Genomic DNA, 19,820 nt, shown 5'->3' on the forward strand with positions numbered 1-19,820 from the left:
GATGGTACTACATTTGTGGGAGAGTAGGTCGTTGCCTTTCTTGAATCCCGATTCTTTACAGAATCGGGATTTTTTTTTTGCTTTATTTTGAAATCTGTAGAAATTATTTTTTGATGACGGAAGAGGTAACCTCCAGTTTTCCATCAATAGGATTCATGATTTTTAATTGCAATAGGTGTGCTATCAAAGGATAGATATGGATATTTTCAATGGGAGGCAGTTTATAATCTTTTTTTATATCGGGCCCTTCGATGTAAAAAATAGCCCCCATATTCTTGTTTTCAAACGGATCATAACCATGGACACCTTGTATGCGATTTAACTTTGTTTTACTAGATTGTGAGTTTATTATGGTGTAGGGTGCATCAGCTATCAAAACCAAATCACCAATCCTGGAATTATCACTATAATTTAAATAATTCGGAACATTAGCTCTTTTATAAGTTTTAAAATTAGTCTGCTGGCTTAAGGTGTTGAAAAGCATATCTGTTTCTTCCTCGTTTTTTGTATAAATCATAGCTACAGGACCTGCTAGGAATTGATCCTTGTCTATACTTACGTAATTATTTATATTAATTAAATGGGACACTTCGGACATTCCATGGTCGGAGGTTACTACTAAATATACTGGCAAATTCAAGTTTTTAAGTTGATCTCTTAAAGCTCCAATTTGCTCATCAACATATAAAACTGCTTGTTTAGTTTCTTCGGAATTTGGTCCGTATTTATGACCCTGAGTGTCTACTAAAGAAAAATATAAAGTAATCATATGAGGGCGTACAAGGTCTGGTAATTGTAACCATTCTAAAACACGTTTAACACGGTATTCATAAGGTGTTTTTTTATTATATGAATAATAATATTTGGGGTGCATACCGTTAATATCTGCCTCAGATCCTACCCAAAAATAGGAAGCAGCGCACATGCCTTGTATTTGTGCCAAATTCCAAATAGGAATGCCGCCATACCAATCACCATTTTCTACAGCTTTCCGATTTGAAATCCCATAGTTTTTATTGGTGCTTTTATCGTAAAAGCTGTTAAACACTATACCGTGATGCTCCGGATATAAACCCGTGGCTAATGTATAATGGTTTGGAAAAGTTTTAGAGGGAAAAGACGGTATTAACCTTGTGGTGCTACTTCCGTTTTTTGCCAAGGCTAAGATGTTTTTAGCACCGTATTTCTCGGCATAATCATATCTAAACCCATCGATAGAGACCATTATAACATATGGTTTATTTAAAGTAGCTTCACTATTTTCAATGGTATTGGAAACAATTTCTTTATTTAAAGTTTCATTATAGGTTGGTGCTTGTGGGTGGACATAAATTGAAAAAAAGAACAGGAGTAAAAGTAATTGTTTCATTTGAGAAGTCTAGGTTCTCAAATTTAGTTAAAAATAAGTTGTAGAATATCGTTTCATTATTATTAGATTGTAAAATAAGCTATATGGATGCGTAAACTTTTTATATCTAACTGTTTTGAATTATTTAAAAATGAGTTTCGTTAACGCTTTATCGACGTTTTAAAATCATGAGGTGTCCTCTTTAAATAGATTCACGCGTAATAGTTTTATTATGTTAGTATTAAATTCATATTTTTTGTTTTTAATTGATCGGACTAATAAATGAACACAAATAAAGAACTTGAGCTGGCTTGGGAATTCGTAAATCATACGAATCGATCTGTTTTTTTAACAGGAAAAGCAGGTACCGGAAAAACCACATTCTTACATATATTAAAGAAAGATGGTTTGAAACGAATGGTAGTTGTTGCTCCTACGGGTGTTGCAGCTATTAATGCAAAAGGTGTTACAATACATTCCTTTTTTCAATTGCCCTTCGGGCCCATTTTACCGGAGACCGATTTGAATAATCCTTCCGGTTTTAACCGACGTTTTAATAAAACCAAAATTAATATTATTAAATCTTTAGATGTTTTGGTTATTGATGAAATAAGTATGGTACGGGCCGATGTTCTGGATGGTATCGATAGGACTTTGAGACGATTCAGAAACAGAGATCAAGTTTTTGGGGGATTACAACTATTGATGATTGGAGATTTACAACAATTACCTCCTGTGATTCGTGAAAATGAATGGAATTTATTAAAACAGGTTTATAAAAATGGTTTCTTTTTTAGTAGTCGCGCTTTTCAAGAATGTGCTGCTGTCACTATCGAATTAAAGCATATTTTCAGACAGGAAAATCCTGAATTTATTGCTATTCTTAATGAAATTAGGAATAATAATTTAAGTGAAACTTCCGCTATAGAATTGAATAAACGTTATCTGCCCGATTTTACCCCAAAACCGGATTCAGGATACGTGGCTTTAACCACGCACAACAGAAAAGCGAATACTATTAATCAAAATGAATTAGATAAACTTGAAACGAAATGTCAAACTTATACGGCTCAAATAGATGGCAAATTTCCGGAAAATTCTTTTCCTAATGATGAAGCTCTAAAGCTGAAAGTTGGGGCCCAGGTCATGTTTATTAAAAATGATACGAGTCTTGATAAAAATTATTATAATGGAAAAATAGGAAAGATTACCTATTTGGATTCCGAAGAAGTTGTGGTCCAATGCCCTGAGGACGATTTCGAGATTACAGTAAAACCTGAGATCTGGGAAAATATTAATTATACCGTTGATGCCGAAACCAAAGCCATATCTGAAACTAAGATTGGAGAATTTTTGCAAATGCCTCTAAGACTGGCCTGGGCAATCACGATTCACAAAAGCCAGGGCTTAACTTTTGAAAATGCCGTTATCGATACCGAAGGTGCCTTTGCACATGGGCAAACTTATGTGGCCTTAAGTCGTTGTAAATCTTTAGAGGGCCTTGTGCTTAAAAGTAAGGTTTCGCCCAATCAAATAATTAATGATTTAAATGTTGCTTCTTTTAACGAAGCGACAAAAAATAAACCTTTGTCCCAGGACATTTTAAAGGAGTCACAAAAACAATTTCAACTCGATTTGATTGGGGACGTGTTTGATTTTTTCAATTTTATGCATCCCTTAAATCGCATTTTAGATATTTATTATAAGAATACAAATTCTATTGAAGGTGTAGTTGAAAGTCCAATTATTTCAATGAAGAATACTATTACTGAATTTCTTAAGATCAGTCATAGCTTTAATTTACAACTCAAAGAGCTTTCTGAAAATGATGAATTACCTGAATTAAACCCAAAGATACAGGAGCGGTTCAAAAAAGGAATTGCATACTTCAATTCAAAAATGGAAGATCAGTTGATGAATCCTTTTAAAACCTTCGGATTCACCACAGACAATAAGGTCATTGATAAAGATCTAACCAATAACAGTATTAAAATTGAAGACTTATTAGAGGCCAAAACATTTCTTTTAAAAAATCTCACTGAAGGGTTTTCAACAACAAAAGTACTGGAATTACGGGCAAAATCAGTTTTTGTTACTGATAAAGTACCTAAAAAAACTAAAAAACCCGTTATCACTGGAACCTCAAATGTTGGATTATTCGAGGAGCTTCGGGCTTTGAGAAATAAGATTGCTCAGGAAAATGACCTTATACACTATCATGTTTTCACTCAAAAATCATTATATGCTATGTGTGAAATTCTACCCCTTAGGGAAAAAGCCCTATTAGAAATTAACGGTATGGGTAAATCCCGTGTAAAAAAATACGGTAAGGCTATTTTAGAGGTGATTAAAACGTATTGTGAAGAAAATGATATGGAAAAAACTGCGAAAGAAACCGATTTAGAAGTTGAAATACCTGTTAAAGAAAAAAAGATCGATACGAAAGAAATATCCTTAAAATTATTTAAATCAGGAAAATCTTTAGAGGAAATCGCCCGGGACCGCGGACTTAATTCTAATACTATTTTCAGTCATTTAGCACATTATATTTCTTCTGGTGAACTGGAAATAACGAATTTGATATCGCAAGAACACTATAATGACCTTGTTGAATTAATTCCTAAACATACCTTCGAAAACCTATCCGACTTAAAACATCAACTGAATGAAAAGTACTCCTATGGTGAGTTACGCTTAGTATTAAACCAATTGAATAATACTTAATTACTTTTTTTATTGCCATCAAAAAGACTATCCATAATCGTTTTAATACCCCTAAAACCTAAAAAAATGGCTGTACCACTTACCAAACAACCAATAATTAAAAGTGGCATATATAAAGGCTTTTCCGGATTAGCAAAGGCGGCCGACAATAGGATAGGACCCATAAACAAGGAAAATAGGGCTAAAATAAGAATCTTGATTCCTTTTACTAAAAGTTTTTTGTCTGTTTTATTTTTTGTCATGGTTTGTAATTTTGAATTGCGTTTCGAACGCTTTTATATGTCTCTAATAAATTTTTTGCTTCCTCTTCGGAAATATTTAATTCCCGCATTAACATCGTAGTTCCGCGATTAACCAACTTATGATTGCTTAATTGCATATCGACCATTTTATTATCTTTTATACGGCCTAATTGTATCATGGTGGCCGTAGTAATCATATTTAAAACCAATTTCTGTGCTGTACCGGCCTTCATTCGTGAACTTCCGGTAACGAATTCAGGACCTACAAGGACTTCAATCGGGTATTTCGAAACCTTTGATAAAGGGCTATTTATATTGCAGGCAATACATCCTGTTTGAATATTATGTTTATTACATGCCTCAATACCACTAATGACATACGGTGTGGTTCCCGAAGCTGCTATACCAACAACAATATCCTTTTGGCTGATATTGTAGGCCTTTAAATCCTGCCAGGCTTGGGTGATTGAATCTTCAGCAAATTCAACCGCTTTTCTAATGGCAGTATCGCCGCCCGCAATAAGGCCAATAACCAAATCGTGTGAAACTCCAAAGGTTGGCGGACATTCAGAAGCATCTAAAATACCTAAACGTCCACTGGTGCCAGCCCCAATATAAAACAAGCGCCCTCCATTTTTTAGTTGATTTACCACCTGTTTCACTAATTTTTCAATTTGGGGCAAAGCTTTTTCAACGGCTAATGGGACTGTTTTATCCTCATTGTTAATGTTCTTAAGCAGTTCATCGATAGTCATGTGCTCCAGATCATTGTAATGTGAGTCTTTTTCTGTGGTTTTTATAAACCCCATATCTTATTTCATTTATTTTACAAAGGTCTTAAAATAATTTAAGAAAATTACGATACAATTCTTATAACAATTCTGAACTTATACAAACAGTTTAAATAATCATGAAAAATTTACGATACTTAATATTTCTTCTTTTTTCATTAAATGTATTTTCTCAAAACAGCCCCCAGTTTTTTGAACAAGCCGATAAGTTCTTTTCGTCCTACATTAACAATGGGTTAGTAGACTATAAGACAATTAAAAATAACGCAAAGGATCTTGAGGGATTGATAAGTTTGTCGGATGCTGTGTCAGTTGATGATTTAGATATCCTTACACAAAAAGCATTCTGGATAAATGTATATAATGTAATTGTAATTAAAAGCGTGATTGAAAACTATCCGGTTGAATCCCCATTGAGTATTTCGGGATTTTTTGATAAAAAGAAGCATACTGTGGGAATGGAGAAGCTCACCTTGAATGACATAGAAAACGATAAGATAAGGTCTCGATTTAATGATTCGAGAGTTCATTTTGTATTGGTATGCGCTGGTTTAGGCTGCCCTCCAATTATTAATAAGGCTTACCTTCCGGAGATTTTAGATACGCAATTAGAGAGGCAAACAAGATTGGCACTAAATGATTCAAAATTTATCAGGCTAAACGAAAGAAAAAGTAAAGTAGCAATTTCTGAAATATTTAAATGGTACTTAAATGATTTTGCAACAAGTCAATCTGAACTTATCAATTACATCAATAGCTATCGAGATGAAAAAATACCAACAGATTATAAATTAGAATACTATCCTTATGATTGGAAGTTAAATAAAATTTAAATCCTCAAACACCTCAAATCCCTCAAAAATCATGAACTTAATTAAAAAACCTACTGTATTCGTTTTCTTTATTTTTTGCTTTCAAATAGGAATTGCGCAAGAAGAAACTTCCCAAGTTTCCGTCATTCAAACCCTTACACCCTCTAAATTAATTGGTAAGGGACAATTTGATATTAAATGGTTCAATAACTTATATACACAAAATAAATCTGCAGATTCCGATGGAAATGTAACTAAGAACCTGCCAAGAGAAACTTATTTTACATCTCTTTTAGAGGCCTACACAGGAGTTTCTGAGAATAAGCGAATTAATTTAGGAGTTATATTGGAGTTTAGAAGTAATGTTGTTGGCGATAGAAATGCCCTGGATGTTTTTAAGTTTGATGGTGATGCTAATACTGCAAGAAGTGGATTGACTTCATTTGCACCTTCTATTAAATTCGTTCCTTTTGAAACTATAAATAATTTTTCTGTTCAAAGTTCCCTTGTCATTCCATTGATTGATAATGAATTTGAAAACAATGTATTTTTTGATCAAAAAGGATTTACCTGGCAAAACAGATTTTTTTATGATTATAATTTTAAAGGAAATCAGTTTCAATTATTTTCAGAATTGAATTCTGAATTTAATTTCGGGAAAAGTTTGGTTTTTGGAGATAATGGGAATAGTATTCAAGGAAGCTTTGCAAATAATAGTTTAAGGTTGACTCCTGGAGTATTTTTTAGTTATTTTCCGAGTTCGAAATACACACTATTAGTATTAGCACAGCACTCACAACTCATTGATTTAGGTAATGATTTTGAACAAAATTTTACAGCAGTAGGTGCTGGTGCTAAATATGAATTAACAAATACGCTTAATATCGAAGCATTATATACTAATTTTATTAGAGGTAATGATTCCGGTCTTGGACAAACATTTAATTTGGGTGCTCGGTTAGTACTGAACTAGCACTTTTATTTCATGAGAAAATTAATTTTATTTTTATTTGTTTCGAATTTCTCCTTTTTATTAAATGCGCAGGACCAGTATATTGATAATCTTCATATCCGAGGACTAAAAAAAACAAACAAAGGTTTTATTGAGACGCTGATCACATCTCATTCCAACGGTGTCCTAGATACATTACAATTAAATAAAGACGTTATAAGGCTAAAGCGTTTACCAGCCATTTCCCATGCTGATTACCAGGTTTTTTATTCTCAAGAGAACAAGCATAATGTATTTATAAATATAGAAGAAAACTTTACATTAATTCCCAACGCTAATGTATGGACGGCAATTAATAGGAATTTTGCATATCGGTTAGGACTTTACGATTATAATTTTTTAGGACGTGGTATAGCATTTGGTGGGTTTTATCAAAATAACGGGTATGATACTTATAGCCTTAATTTTAGAGCGCCGTATTTATTTAGTAAACGTTGGGGAATAGGATTCAACCATCAAAATTGGCGTAGTGAGGAGCCACTTTACTTTGATAATGGAATTGCCAATTATTTTTATAACAACAGGTCTTTTGAAACTATAGGTTTGTTTGAATTAAATTTTAATCACAAATTTCAGTTTGGGGTGAATATATTCACAGAAAAATTTAAATATTTATCAGGTTCTATATCTGATAATATTCCACTTAATTTTGAGGTTGATAAAGTACTTTTCAAGTTTGTTTACGATTTGGATTTCTTGGATTATAATTATCAATATGTAAATGGTTTTAGAAGTTTGTTATACGTTCAAGATGTTTTACCAAATAGCTCTAATCCAAATAATTTTTTGATCGCCTGGAATGATTTATTCTATTATTTAAGAGTAGGAGAGAAAGGAAATTGGGCCAATAGGATTAGGTTAGGTTTTTCCTCTAATGATAATACTCCATTTTCCCCATTCGTTTTAGATAATAATATAAATATTAGAGGTGTTGGAAACTTAATTGATAGAGGTACTGGAGTCATAGTTGTTAATACAGAGTATCGATATACCTTTTTACAAAAAGGCTGGTTCGCTATTCAAGGTAATGTTTTTGTTGATGGAGGAACTTGGCGAAATCCTGGAGGAGGTTTCGATGATTTTGTGAAATCTGAAAATATTCGTGTATACTCGGGGTTGGGTCTACGTTTTATAAATACAAAAATTTTTAATGCCATTCTAAGAATTGATTATGGGTATGGAATTTCTGAAAATGCTTCCAGAGGAATTGTATTTGGAATTGGTCAATATTTTTAATTATGTATAAAATTTTTCGAATCATTTTAACTCATGGTTGTTTCATTATTATATTTTTTTCCTCATTCTTATTTTCTCAGAATAATTCGAATAATTTTGAGAAGGCTGAACGTATTATTAAAAAAATACTGAATAAACAAAAAGTTCCGGGTTTAGCTATAACAGTATCTAAAAATCAAAACATTGTTTGGTCCCAAGGATTTGGATATTCAGATTTAGAAAATAAAGTTCCTGTCGATCCTAAGAAAACACTGTTTCGAGTTGGAAGTATTTCAAAGCCAATAACAGCAGTCGCCTTAATGAAAACTATTGAGGAAGGTTTAATTTCTTTAGACAGTTCTATCTATTGTTATGTCCCATATTTTCCAATAAAAAAACATGATATTAGTATAGAGCAATTAGGGGCCCATTTATCCGGTATTCGAAATTATAAAGGGAATGAGTTTTTAAGTAATGAGTCTTTATCCATAAAAGAAGGTGTTTCAATATTTAAGAACGACTCTTTAATTTTTAAACCTGGAAGTGATTTTGCTTATACCAGTTACAATTGGAACTTGATCTCTTTGGCAATACAAGAACAAGCTAAAATGTCTTTTGAAGACTATGTTAAAACTCGGGTAATTCTTCCTTTTAAAATGAAAAGCACTTTTGCTGATGAAAATGAGGTATTACCATATAAAGCTATTTTTTATGGTAAGGCAGGAAGGAAAAACTTTAAACCTCAACCTGAAGTTAATAATTATTCCAAGTTAGGTTCAGGAGGGTATTTATCTACTTCTGAAGATATTAATAGATTGGGGAGAGTTATGTTGAATGATACGTTGGTAAATCCGGAGCAATTAAAATCATTTATTACAGCACAAAAAACAGATGATGGTATTTCGACTTATTATGGGATAGGCTTTGAGGTAAGTTACGATCATAAAGGAAGACCTTATTACGGACATGTGGGAAATGGACTGGGAGGCTATGGTATTTTTTATGTTTACCCAAAACAAAATATCGTTCTTTCAATTTTAGTCAATTGCTCTAACCCTAATATTGATAGGCTGTTCAATAAATTAATAGACGCCGTATTCGAGTCTTTACAATCTATTCCACCGTATACATGAACTCGTCAACCTGAGAAGCTCTGAAATATCCTAAAGGATAATGCTCGGGATTCGTCTCGTTAATGCAATTCCCGCGAACAGTCGCCGGTTGCGTTTCAAAAGGACCACCCCCGTCCTGACTATTTTGCTGTAATAGCACGAACATGAAATTATAAAACTGCTCAGAGATACCATAATTTCTGATGATTATCAAATCTCCTGCATTGAGTTCCGTTTCAGAATAAAAACCAAAAATGAGGTTTCCATTTGTAAATTCATCCTTATAAACAGAAAGATCTGGGATAATCGTTTTATCACTAATAAATTCGAAGAAATTGTAATTAACTTCGTCTGCAGGATCAGTAAAAAACGCCTTTAATTCAGTTTCATCACCAGAAAAACCACCATCATCTTTTTGTTCTACATATTCAATACTGGCAACAGGTAAAAGTGTTTCTGTACCCGTGTAAGTTTCTCCATCGTAAATAATGGTAATGGTGTATGTTTGATTTAAAATAGGAACAAAATTGGTGCTTCTATAAGTCCCGGTTGTGCCTTCCTCAATAAAATTGAAAATTGTATTATTTGAATCTCGAACCGTAATTTGAGCTCCGGTGGCAGGTGGAACCCCATCATTAAAATAGGGGGATGTTAGGGATAATCTAAATTCTTGCTCACTACCGTCGGTACCTTTGAACCAATTTAAAGATGCATCGATAACCAATCTAGGGGCTTCTGTAGGGGTGTTTACCGTAACGACTTCTTCGCAACTCAGCAATACAACAAAAAGCAATATGTATTTTAAATAGTTCATTTTAAAATTTAAAATTATAAGATATCGAAGGAATGATCCCGAATATGGACAATTGCACAGCTTCATTTGTTCCCGTATCTCGATTTTGACGGAATGTAATTGAGCTGGCATTTTTTCGGTTGTACACATTATAAATACTAAAAACCCAATGACTTTGATAACCCTTCTTTTCTGGTTTTGGTGTATAGTTTAGGGCAACATCCAAACGGTTATAAGTTGGTAGACGATTCGCATTTCGAAAATTAAAGTTTGCAATGGTTATGTTGTTATATTCATATTGACTTACTGGAAATGAAGTAGGTTGTCCGGTTTGGAAAATGAAGTTTGAACTTATTTTCCATTTATCGTTAAATAAATAACTTCCGGTTAATGTAACATCATGTGTTTTATCGTAAGGTGTATTGTACCAACGACCTCTGTTTATCCCTGTTTCACCTGAGTTTCTACCTGGGGTTTGTTGTTCTGATTTCGACAACGTATAGGATAACCAACCCTTTAATCGTCCCTGATTTTTTCTCAATAATATTTCCAGACCATAAGCTCTGGCTTTTCCGTTTAAAATAACCTGTTCAATAGCATCATTGGCAATTAAGTCGGCACCATCAATGTAATCAATCCTATTTTTTATGGTCTTATAAAAACTTTCAACTTCAAGGCTGTAATCGTTTTGATTGAATGTTCTAAAATACCCTACCGCAACTTGATCGAGTAATTGAGGTTTAATAAATTTTCCGCTAGGTGTCCAAACATCAAGTGGTGTTGGGGAACTTGTATTGGATAGCAAATGTAGGTACTGACTCATTCTGTTATAACTGGCCTTTATGGAAGACGTATTGTTTAGTTGATAAGCCAAGGAGAAACGGGGTTCCAAATTGAAAAAGGATTTTATAACCTCACTGCGCTTGAAAGATTCTGTTCCGGTGGGTTCCGCTTTTTCATAAATTTGTTGATCCTCATTGAAAGTAACCGCCTGATTATCGGTATAGGTATTCAATTGTGATTGCCCAAGTCTCAAAAATGAACTTAATCGTAAACCATAGGACATCTCCAAGTTATCCGTTATTCGCTGTTCAGCATCGAAATAAATAGCATTTTCAAAAGCATACTTATCAATGAGTTTATAAGGATTTATTCCGGAGGTTTCTGTTGTAGGTTTAATATCTCCGGGATTGAATTTATAGTAGATACTATTCAACCCGTAATATAATTTAAAACGTTGGTTTAAGTAATGTTTGAAATCGTATTTTATATTGAAATTTCTAATGCCCGAAACCCAGTCGAACTCTACAAAATTCAATTTTAAATCGTAATCATAATTTGAATAAATAAGAGATAAGTTGGAAAACAATTTGTCGGAATACAAATGATTCCATCTAAAATTCAATACGGCATTACCGTATTCATTCTCGAAACTATCTTGAATTTTAAATACATCTCTCCCGAAATAACCGGAAAGATAAATAGTGTTATTCGTGTTTAGCTTATAACTTAACTTGGTATTAAGATCGTAAAAATACGCACTGTTGTTCACATCAAGTAGGGGCAGAAACAGATGCGCATAGCTGGAGCGACCGCCTAAAAGGAAGGAACCAGTATCTTTTTTCAAGGGGCCTTCTACAAGTAACCGACTTGCTACGGCACCAATACCGCCATTCATTTTAAAGGCTTTACTATTCCCTTCTTTTTGATAAATATCTAGAACAGAAGAAACCCTGCCACCATAGCGCGCGGGGATACCGCCTTTATAAAGTTTCAGATCTTTTATAGCATCTGGGTTGAATACGGAAAATAAACCAAACAAGTGAGAGGAATTATAAATTATGGCTTCGTCTAAGAGTATTAAATTCTGATCAGCTGCACCACCGCGCACATTAAACCCTGAGGCACCTTCACCGGCACTGGTTACGCCGGGTAATAAGGTAATTGCTTTCAATATATCAGGTTCACCAAGAACCACAGGGACCTCCTTGATCGTGGAGGCTTTCAATGAATTCACACTCATTTGAGGAGATTTGAGGTTCAACCTCTCCACATCTTTGGAAATCACAACTTCCTGCAATTCCTCAACATTTTCACTTAATTTAAAATCTCTATTAATATTTGAATCGAGGGCTAAAGTTTCATCAATAGTATCGTAACCCAAATAACTCACAACAACTCTGTACGTTCCTTTTGGAACGGTTAGCGAGTAAAAACCGTATTCATTGGTAATGGTGCCTGAACTCAATTCAGGAAGATAAATAGTCACCCCAATTAAGGTCTCATTACTTTTGGATTCAAAAATACGACCACTTATAGTTACTTTATCCTGAGCTTGAACAAGTAAAATATTTAATAAGGTGAAGAAGATCCCAAGAAGGATATTTTTCATACCATAGCTTTTTTAGCAAAAGTAAAAAAAAAGCCCCGAAAAACGGGGCTCATAATGGTATATAAAAATTACTTTATAATTTTATTTAGGCTTTTACTTGGGCGCATAGCTTCACTCGCCATAGTTTCATTGGGTTTGTAATATCCACCAATGTCAACTGGGTTTCCTTGAATGCTTATTAATTCATTATTTATGGAATCTTCCTCCTTTGTTAAAGCTTCAGCGACCAATTTAAATTCTTCTTTTAACTCTTGGTCTTTATTCTGATTCGCCAATGCTTCAGCCCAGTAAGCTGCAAGGTAATAATGACTGCCTCGATTGTCTATTTCTCCGGCCACACGTGATGGTCCTTTTTTATTTTCCAATAACTTTCCGGTAGCTTCGTCTAAAGTTTCACCTAAAATTTTTGCTTTGGGATTATTATGTGCTTCACTTAGGTGCTCCAATGAAACCGATAAGGCTAAAAATTCACCCAAAGAATCCCAACGTAAGTGGTTTTCCTCCAAAAACTGTTGCACATGTTTTGGTGCAGAACCACCGGCACCTGTTTCAAATAAACCACCACCATTCATCAAAGGTACAATAGACAACATTTTCGCACTGGTTCCTACTTCCAAAATTGGGAACAGATCCGTTAAATAATCACGTAACACATTACCCGTAACAGATATGGTGTCTTTACCTTCTTTCAAGCGCTTACAAGTGTAATTGGTAGCTTTTATAGGTGACATAATTTTCAGATCCAGTCCTTTAGTATCTAATTCTTTCAAATATAAATTCACCTTTTTAATGAGTTCAGCATCATGAGCACGATTTTCATCCAACCAGAAAATAGTAGGAGTTTCTGAGGCTCTTGCTCGGTTCACCGCTAGCTTTACCCAATCCTGAATAGGTGCATCTTTAGTCTGACACATACGCCAGATATCACCGGTGTTAACATCATGTTCTAGAAGAGTATTTCCCTTATTATCTATGACTTTAACCACACCATCAGAAGGTATTTCAAAGGTTTTGTCATGAGAACCGTATTCCTCAGCTTTTTGGGCCATTAAACCTACGTTTGGAACAGTCCCCATCGTAGTAGGATCGAAAGCCCCATTTTCTTTACAAAAATCTATGGTAGCTTGATAAACACCGGCATAACTGCTATCCGGTATCACAGCTTTTGTGTCTTGTAATTCACCTTCAGAATTCCACATTTTCCCAGAATTACGAATCATTGCTGGCATAGAAGCATCAATAATGACATCACTCGGTACATGTAAATTCGTAATGCCTTTATCGCTGTTTACCATTGCAATGGCGGGTCCATTGTTGTAGGTTGCATCGATATCTCCTTTTATTTCCTCATATTTTGTGGCAGGCAATTCCTTTATTTGTTCTAACAAATTTCCTAATCCGGAATTCACATTAACGCCCAATGCCTTAAAAGTTTCACCGTGTTTTTCAAAAACATCTTTAAAGTAAACTTTAACAGCATGTCCAAAAATGATCGGGTCGCTTACCTTCATCATCGTACCTTTCATGTGTAATGAAAACAAAATACCTTTTGCTCTAGCATCAGCAACATGTTTTTTAAAAAAGTCAAGTAGTGCCGTTTTGCTCATTACAGTGGCGTCGATGATTTCACCATTTAAAATCTTGAAACTATCTTTTAAAATAGTTGCTTTTCCGCTGGTATCAGTGTGTTCTATGGTAATGGCTGTCTCTTGGTCTAGAGTTACCGATTTTTCATTGTGAGCAAAATCTCCAGCCGACATGGTGGCTACATGTGTTTTAGAATCCTTGGTCCAGGGGCCCATGTAATGCGGGTTTTTTCTAGCAAAATTTTTAACTGCTTTTGGCGCACGTCTGTCACTGTTACCCTCACGTAATACCGGGTTTACAGCACTACCTTTCACTTTATCATAACGCGTTTTAATATCTTTTTCAATCTCGTTTTTAGGTTCATTCGGATAGTTTGGTAGGGGATAACCCTGAGCTTGTAATTCTTTTATAGCACTAGTTAATTGCGGAATAGACGCGCTGATGTTAGGTAATTTTATAATATTGGCCTCTGGTGTTTTAGCCAGATCACCTAAAAAAGCAAGGTCATCGGAAACGCGTTTATCTTCTGGTAAAAAATCAGGAAAAACCGATAAAATTCTGGCAGCCAATGAAATATCTTTGGTTTCAATAGTTATGCCGGAGCTTTTTACAAAACGTTCTACAATAGGAAGAAATGAGCGCGTTGCCAAAGCTGGGGCCTCATCGGTTTTTGTATAAATAATTTTGGACATTCGTGTCGATTTTTTAAAAGTTATTGAATAAATAAAAATCCCCGGATGGGTTTTATTTTTGCGTTGCGAATATACAAAAATTGAAGCGTAAACCGACCGAATTTTTAAACGAATAGCCAATAAAATGGGCAGATTTCAGGTAATTTAATAAAAAAAGTGTAGAACTAAATTATCTTTAAAAAATAACTATAAAATTATTAAAAAGACAAAAGCCATATCACTGAAGAATGAATCCTTCTCTGACATGGCTTTCTTTGAAATATTGGACCTAAAATCTTTTTAATAATCCCTATTAAACGGCCAAAATTTTCATCCAGCCTGTCGATTCTAGTCCACTATTTCAATCGGAACAGTTTAGTAAAGTTCAAAATGTATTGACCTAATACTTTATGTTCCGGTTAACTGTTTTTCTTGATGCTTGTGAATGCTTTATTCACTTTCGTGTCTAGTTCCTTCACAGGCATTGCTTGTGACAGCGGTTGTGGCTTTCACCACCACGGCTATTCAAAAGCTTTCAGTTACAGAGGTTGGGCTACCTGCTGGGCATGCAACTCAACGTTTAACGTCATGGTCTCTTGCTCACACATGCCTACACATGGCACAACGAAACCTCAAAAAACAATTATAATAAAGAACGTTACCTTATTTAGAGTTAACACAAATTCGCTGTTGAGACGAAACCAGCCCCGTGGGGCTGTCATTAATTCTTTTACTAAAGTATAATAAGAGTTTAAAAAAACAAATTTTTTAACAGTTTAGATATCAACTATTTATAAACCGGAGTTATTAACTTTTGTTAATAAAAAAGGCCCTGATCTATCAGGGCCTATATATACTATATTTTTGCAGGGGTTATGAACGTAATTGTTCTTTAATTCTGGCTTTTTTACCAGTTAAACCTCTAAAGTAATAGATTCTAGCTCTACGTACTTTACCGCGTTTATTTACTTCAATTTTTTGTAATGCAGGTAAATTCAGAGGGAAAATACGCTCTACACCAACTGAACCAGACATTTTTCTTATCGTAAACGTTTCAGTAGCACCGCTACCTCTACGTTGGATCACTGTACCTCTAAAAAACTGAGTACGTGTTTTTGCGCCTTCTTTAATTTCGTAAAACACTGTAATGGTGTCACCAGCACTAAATTCTGGTAATTCTTTTTTTGTTACAAACTCGTCTTGAACATATTTTACTAAAGAGTCCATAGTTAAATTTTTATTTGAATTAATTCGAAACAACATTCACGATTCTCGCCAGAGGTTAACCCGAAATTGGCTGCAAAGATAATTAATAAATCATAATCCACAATTAATAATTTATTTTTTTATGGTGTTTCTTTTTGCTTGTGCAAAAAGTCGGGCTTTCGGCAGTCGCTCTCTTCGAGGAGCTCCAACAATGCCTCAATCCCTAACACGATTTATTCAGTAATTTAATTCTAATCTTGTCATTCAGAAGGAGGTAACGACTGAAGAATCTCTTTCATTTATGATCTATATTCTTATTGCTACGAGTAAATTCGGAATGCTTTGGATGCCAATGGTCATCATTGCGAGTTAAACGAAGTAATCTGTTCCCAAAGAATAACACGTGAATATGTTCATTTTAGTGATAACATAATTTATTCATCCAACAAATCGGGTCTGCGAACTTTGGTACGCTTATAAGCTTCATCTTCGCGCCATTTTTCAATTTCTGGAAAATTTCCGCTAAATAACAATTCAGGAACTTTCCAACCTTTATATTCCCGAGGTTTCGTGTAAATTGGCGGTGCCAATAAATTATCCTGGAACGAGTCTGTTAGGGCTGAAGTTTCATTTCCTAAAACACCCGGAATCAAACGTATCACGGCATCACATAATACTGCAGCTCCAAGTTCACCACCGGATAAAACATAATCTCCAATGGAAATTTCCCTTGTGATCAAATGATCACGTACCCGTTGATCAACACCTTTATAATGGCCGCATAAAATAATGATATTACCCTTCAAAGAAATTTGGTTGGCGATCTTCTGGTTCAGGGTCTCACCATCAGGCGTCATATAAATGACTTCATCATAGTCACGTTCTAATTTCAATTTACCAATACATTTATCTATAGGTTCTACCATCATAACCATCCCCGCGCCGCCGCCGTATTGGGTGTCGTCAACCGATTTATAATTATCTGTGGTGTAATCCCGTAAATTATGAAAATGTACTTCTACTAAACCCGCTGCAATGGCGCGTTTTAAAATAGAAGCCTCAAACGGGCTTTTAAGTAATTCCGGTAAAACCGTGATTATATCAATTCGCATAGCTCAAAAATGTGGAAACAAAGATACTTTAAATGTTTTTGTTTTTAATTACCCCCAAAAAACAAAAAAGCTAAATTCTATGGGATAGAATTTAGCTTTACTAGTTTTAAATACGATAGATTAGGCTGTCATCGTTTTTGGATTTTGTTCTAAAAAATCACAAAATCGGTAATCGTGACTCTGTTTCATTTTTAGGTATAAGTTTTGGTTTACCTTAACTGGAATATCCAAATCTGGAAACAAAATAAGGTAGTGGTCATTTTCTTTTCCAACTAATTGTACGTTTACAGGTGTGTTTTCCATAATAAAACAGTTTTTAAATTAAACCAATTCCTAACGTAAGAAAGTCATGCAAAATGCATTCCAAATTTGACAGTCTTATAATAGTGAATTTTTGTCAGTTTTCAAAGTTAAATATCTTAAAATTAGAAAGTTACAATAAAAAATAAAGCCCTCATTATTTGAGGGCTTTACGATGATTTTGTTTTGAAAAATTATTTAGCTTTTTTCTGTTTATTGATCTCATCCTGTAATTGACGACGTACTTTCTGTTCACGCTCTAAGGCTCGTTTTCGATGCTCTTCAAACTCTTCTTCAACCTCTGCCAAAGATTGTCTGGCCTGTACGGTAATCGTATTGCTATTCTTGAACTTCAAGATAAAAAATCCTAATAAAATAATTAGACCTACAATAATGGACCACATTAGAGCATTATAACCACCTTTACTCAATTGCATACCAAATAAAGACATACTATTTTTCTCAGAATTGGTTTGTTCGAGGTCAGCTTGTGTATCGGCCAATTTAGTTTTTAGGTCTTCTATCTCAATTTTTTGATCACTGCCTAATTTATTGGCTGTTTCAAGATCTTTCTGAAGTGTATTTATTGAATCTATAGTATTTGCTTGAAGTGCCAACAGCATACTAAGCTTCACCGCTTCGTACATTGAACCATTGGTTCCTCTAAAATTTCCAGATTTTTCCAGAACATATTCAAACTGCTCATCTATAGTCCCATTTTGCATTGGGGCTTCATCATCGTTCTCCTGCGCCAGGACTGATGTTGTGATTAATAAAAATAATAAGATTGAGGGTTTAAAGAATTTCATTGGTTATTTTTTAAATAGGTTAACTTTAGGATTTTACGAAATTATAAAAATCTATTCAGTAATTCACGCTTTTAATGAAAAAAGCCTCTACTTTGAGGCTTATATACGAGTGTTATCAAAAAATAGATCATGAATATCGTTAATAATAAGTAAACCGTCTTACTTTTGCCATATACTTCGCCAGTCTGATAACCTGATGGCTATAGCCGTATTCATTATCATACCAAATATAAAGAATGGCATTTTTGCCATCCTTTCTTACAATCGTAGCTTTACTGTCAAAAATAGCGGGTGCCGAGCTACCCACTATATCTGTAGATACCAATTCGTCACTCAGTTCATATTTTATTTGTTCGACTAGATCGCCTTCCAAAGCATACTTTTTTAATATGGTATTAATACTACTTCCGGTCGCCTTCGTTTTTAATTCCAAATTAAGGATGGCTAACGATCCGTTAGGAACAGGTACACGAATGGCATTTGAAGTTAGTTTTCCTTCCAGACTCGGTAGGGCTTTGGCAACAGCTTGCCCTGCTCCGGTTTCAGTGATCACCATATTGAGTCCGGCAGCACGACCTCTGCGGTATTTTTTATGATAATTATCTACCAGATTTTGATCGTTGGTATAGGCATGAATCGTTTCTAAGTGCCCGCTTTTAACACCAAATGAATCTTCTATTGCTTTTAAAACCGGTGTAATGGCATTCGTAGTACACGAAGCTGCCGAGATAATTTTCACTTTATCCGGATCGCTTTCCAAATGATTTACCCCAAAAACTACGTTTGGAATTCCCTTACCCGGAGCTGTTAATAGAACCTTGTCTACACCTTTAGCTTTTAAATGTCTGCTCAATGCGGTCTTGTCCCGAAAGGCACCGGTATTGTCAATAACGAGGGCGTGATCTATATCATAAGCTGTATAATCAATATCTTCCGGGGAATTTGAAGATATTACTTTAACGGTTGTTCCGTTAATAATCAAAGCCTGATTTTTAACATCGATATCTACTGTTCCCGAAAAATCACCATGAACCGAATCATTGCGCAATAAAGAGGCTCGTTTTTCTAATATTTGTTCATCTATGGCGCCACGCGTAACGATTGCTCGTAAGCGCAGCTGACTTCCTTTTCCTGTTTTGGCCATAAGCTCACGGGCAACCAACCGGCCAATTCGGCCAAAGCCATAAAGCACGACATTTTTTGGTTCGATATTTTCACTTTTAGAAACATCTTTTAATTTTTTAGCTACGAAGGACGTGGCATTACTGAATTTGTTGTCTTCTGAATGGAATTCGTAGGTCAGTTTTCCAATATCCAGTTTCGCTGGTGGAATATTCAACGTTTGGATCGCTTGAGCAATTTCAACAGAATCAAAAATCGAGATAGGTTTTTGAACAAATTTCCCCGCATATTCATGCAGATTTAAGATCTGACTCACATTGCGGTCTATCAGTTGGTTTCTGAATAACACCAATTCAATAGCTTTATCATACCAAAGATCACTAATAATATTAATGAATTCCACTGTAGCTCGCCTTCTGTCGGCTTGAAAGGCTAACTCTTTCTCGTAGGTTTGATTTAATGACATTTTTTTGTGTTTAGTTGTATTAATTTTTCGCAAAAGTATCATATTTCAAACGTTTTCGTAACATGTTTGTGGAGATTTTTTAATTGTCAAAAAACCCTTTATTCGT

At 34.6% G+C, this 19,820-nt stretch carries 16 protein-coding genes; 5 read left to right on the top strand and 11 right to left on the bottom strand.

What is annotated here, in order from left to right; translation table 11 throughout:
* Positions 1-103 precede the first annotated feature (103 nt).
* Positions 104-1,369, bottom strand: a complete 1,266-nt coding sequence (locus V8G61_RS11225; RefSeq protein WP_394875776.1) for an ectonucleotide pyrophosphatase/phosphodiesterase — start codon at positions 1,367-1,369, stop codon at positions 104-106.
* A 261-nt stretch (positions 1,370-1,630) separates the two neighbouring features.
* Here V8G61_RS11225 and V8G61_RS11230 point away from each other — a divergent pair, with 261 nt between their 5' ends.
* Complete coding sequence (locus V8G61_RS11230; RefSeq protein ID WP_394875777.1) at positions 1,631-4,072, top strand: helix-turn-helix domain-containing protein; 2,442 nt, start codon at positions 1,631-1,633, stop codon at positions 4,070-4,072.
* On the opposite strand, the gene V8G61_RS11235 is transcribed toward V8G61_RS11230, so the two are convergent.
* Both V8G61_RS11235 and murQ read right to left on the bottom strand, forming a co-directional pair.
* On the bottom strand, positions 4,069-4,314 hold the full coding sequence (locus V8G61_RS11235; RefSeq protein WP_394875779.1) for a DUF6095 family protein: 246 nt from the start codon (positions 4,312-4,314) through the stop codon (positions 4,069-4,071). The genes V8G61_RS11230 and V8G61_RS11235 overlap by 4 nt on opposite strands.
* The gene (murQ, locus tag V8G61_RS11240) at positions 4,311-5,123 is read right to left on the bottom strand and encodes an N-acetylmuramic acid 6-phosphate etherase (RefSeq protein WP_394875780.1); all 813 of its coding nucleotides are present in this window, start codon (positions 5,121-5,123) and stop codon (positions 4,311-4,313) included. The genes V8G61_RS11235 and murQ overlap by 4 nt, the downstream gene beginning before the upstream one ends.
* A 101-nt stretch (positions 5,124-5,224) precedes the next feature.
* On the opposite strand from murQ, the gene V8G61_RS11245 reads away from it, so the two are divergent.
* Genes V8G61_RS11245 through V8G61_RS11260 form a run of 4 tightly spaced genes read left to right on the top strand, consistent with a single transcriptional unit; the run spans position 5,225 to position 9,277 of the window.
* The gene (locus V8G61_RS11245; RefSeq protein ID WP_394875781.1) at positions 5,225-5,938 is read left to right on the top strand and encodes a DUF547 domain-containing protein; all 714 of its coding nucleotides are present in this window, start codon (positions 5,225-5,227) and stop codon (positions 5,936-5,938) included.
* A gap of 31 nt (positions 5,939-5,969) precedes the next feature.
* Positions 5,970-6,890, top strand: coding sequence for a hypothetical protein (locus V8G61_RS11250; RefSeq protein ID WP_394875783.1), 921 nt, complete (start codon positions 5,970-5,972; stop codon positions 6,888-6,890).
* A gap of 12 nt (positions 6,891-6,902) precedes the next feature.
* Complete coding sequence (locus V8G61_RS11255; RefSeq protein ID WP_394875785.1) at positions 6,903-8,165, top strand: outer membrane protein assembly factor; 1,263 nt, start codon at positions 6,903-6,905, stop codon at positions 8,163-8,165.
* Between the two features lie 2 nt (positions 8,166-8,167).
* Positions 8,168-9,277: a serine hydrolase domain-containing protein gene (locus V8G61_RS11260; protein WP_394875786.1), complete on the top strand. Its 1,110-nt coding sequence runs from the start codon at positions 8,168-8,170 to the stop codon at positions 9,275-9,277.
* On the opposite strand, the gene V8G61_RS11265 is transcribed toward V8G61_RS11260, so the two are convergent.
* The 8 genes from V8G61_RS11265 to V8G61_RS11300 form a co-directional block, all read right to left on the bottom strand.
* Positions 9,258-10,070, bottom strand: coding sequence for a DUF4249 family protein (locus tag V8G61_RS11265; RefSeq protein ID WP_394875787.1), 813 nt, complete (start codon positions 10,068-10,070; stop codon positions 9,258-9,260). The two genes, V8G61_RS11260 and V8G61_RS11265, sit on opposite strands and share 20 nt — an antisense overlap.
* Before the next feature lies 1 nt (position 10,071).
* Positions 10,072-12,441, bottom strand: coding sequence for a carboxypeptidase-like regulatory domain-containing protein (locus V8G61_RS11270; protein WP_394875789.1), 2,370 nt, complete (start codon positions 12,439-12,441; stop codon positions 10,072-10,074).
* A gap of 68 nt (positions 12,442-12,509) precedes the next feature.
* Positions 12,510-14,720 (bottom strand): NADP-dependent isocitrate dehydrogenase, encoded by a 2,211-nt coding sequence (locus tag V8G61_RS11275; protein ID WP_394875790.1) that lies wholly within the window; start codon positions 14,718-14,720, stop codon positions 12,510-12,512.
* Between the two features lie 852 nt (positions 14,721-15,572).
* Entirely contained in the window at positions 15,573-15,926 is a 354-nt protein-coding gene (gene rplS, locus V8G61_RS11280; RefSeq protein ID WP_394875791.1) for a 50S ribosomal protein L19, read from the bottom strand.
* A gap of 413 nt (positions 15,927-16,339) precedes the next feature.
* Positions 16,340-17,017, bottom strand: a complete 678-nt coding sequence (gene trmD, locus V8G61_RS11285) for a tRNA (guanosine(37)-N1)-methyltransferase TrmD (RefSeq protein ID WP_394875793.1) — start codon at positions 17,015-17,017, stop codon at positions 16,340-16,342.
* A 120-nt stretch (positions 17,018-17,137) separates the two neighbouring features.
* Positions 17,138-17,320: a hypothetical protein gene (locus tag V8G61_RS11290; protein ID WP_394875794.1), complete on the bottom strand. Its 183-nt coding sequence runs from the start codon at positions 17,318-17,320 to the stop codon at positions 17,138-17,140.
* Positions 17,321-17,511: 191 nt separating this feature from the next.
* Complete coding sequence (locus V8G61_RS11295; protein WP_394875795.1) at positions 17,512-18,126, bottom strand: tRNA (guanine-N1)-methyltransferase; 615 nt, start codon at positions 18,124-18,126, stop codon at positions 17,512-17,514.
* 139 nt (positions 18,127-18,265) lie between these two features.
* Positions 18,266-19,714 (bottom strand): glyceraldehyde-3-phosphate dehydrogenase, encoded by a 1,449-nt coding sequence (locus V8G61_RS11300; RefSeq protein ID WP_394875797.1) that lies wholly within the window; start codon positions 19,712-19,714, stop codon positions 18,266-18,268.
* Positions 19,715-19,820 lie beyond the last annotated feature (106 nt).

The sequence above is a fragment of the Gaetbulibacter sp. M240 genome, assembly GCF_043876815.1.
Lineage (GTDB): Bacteria > Bacteroidota > Bacteroidia > Flavobacteriales > Flavobacteriaceae > Gaetbulibacter_A.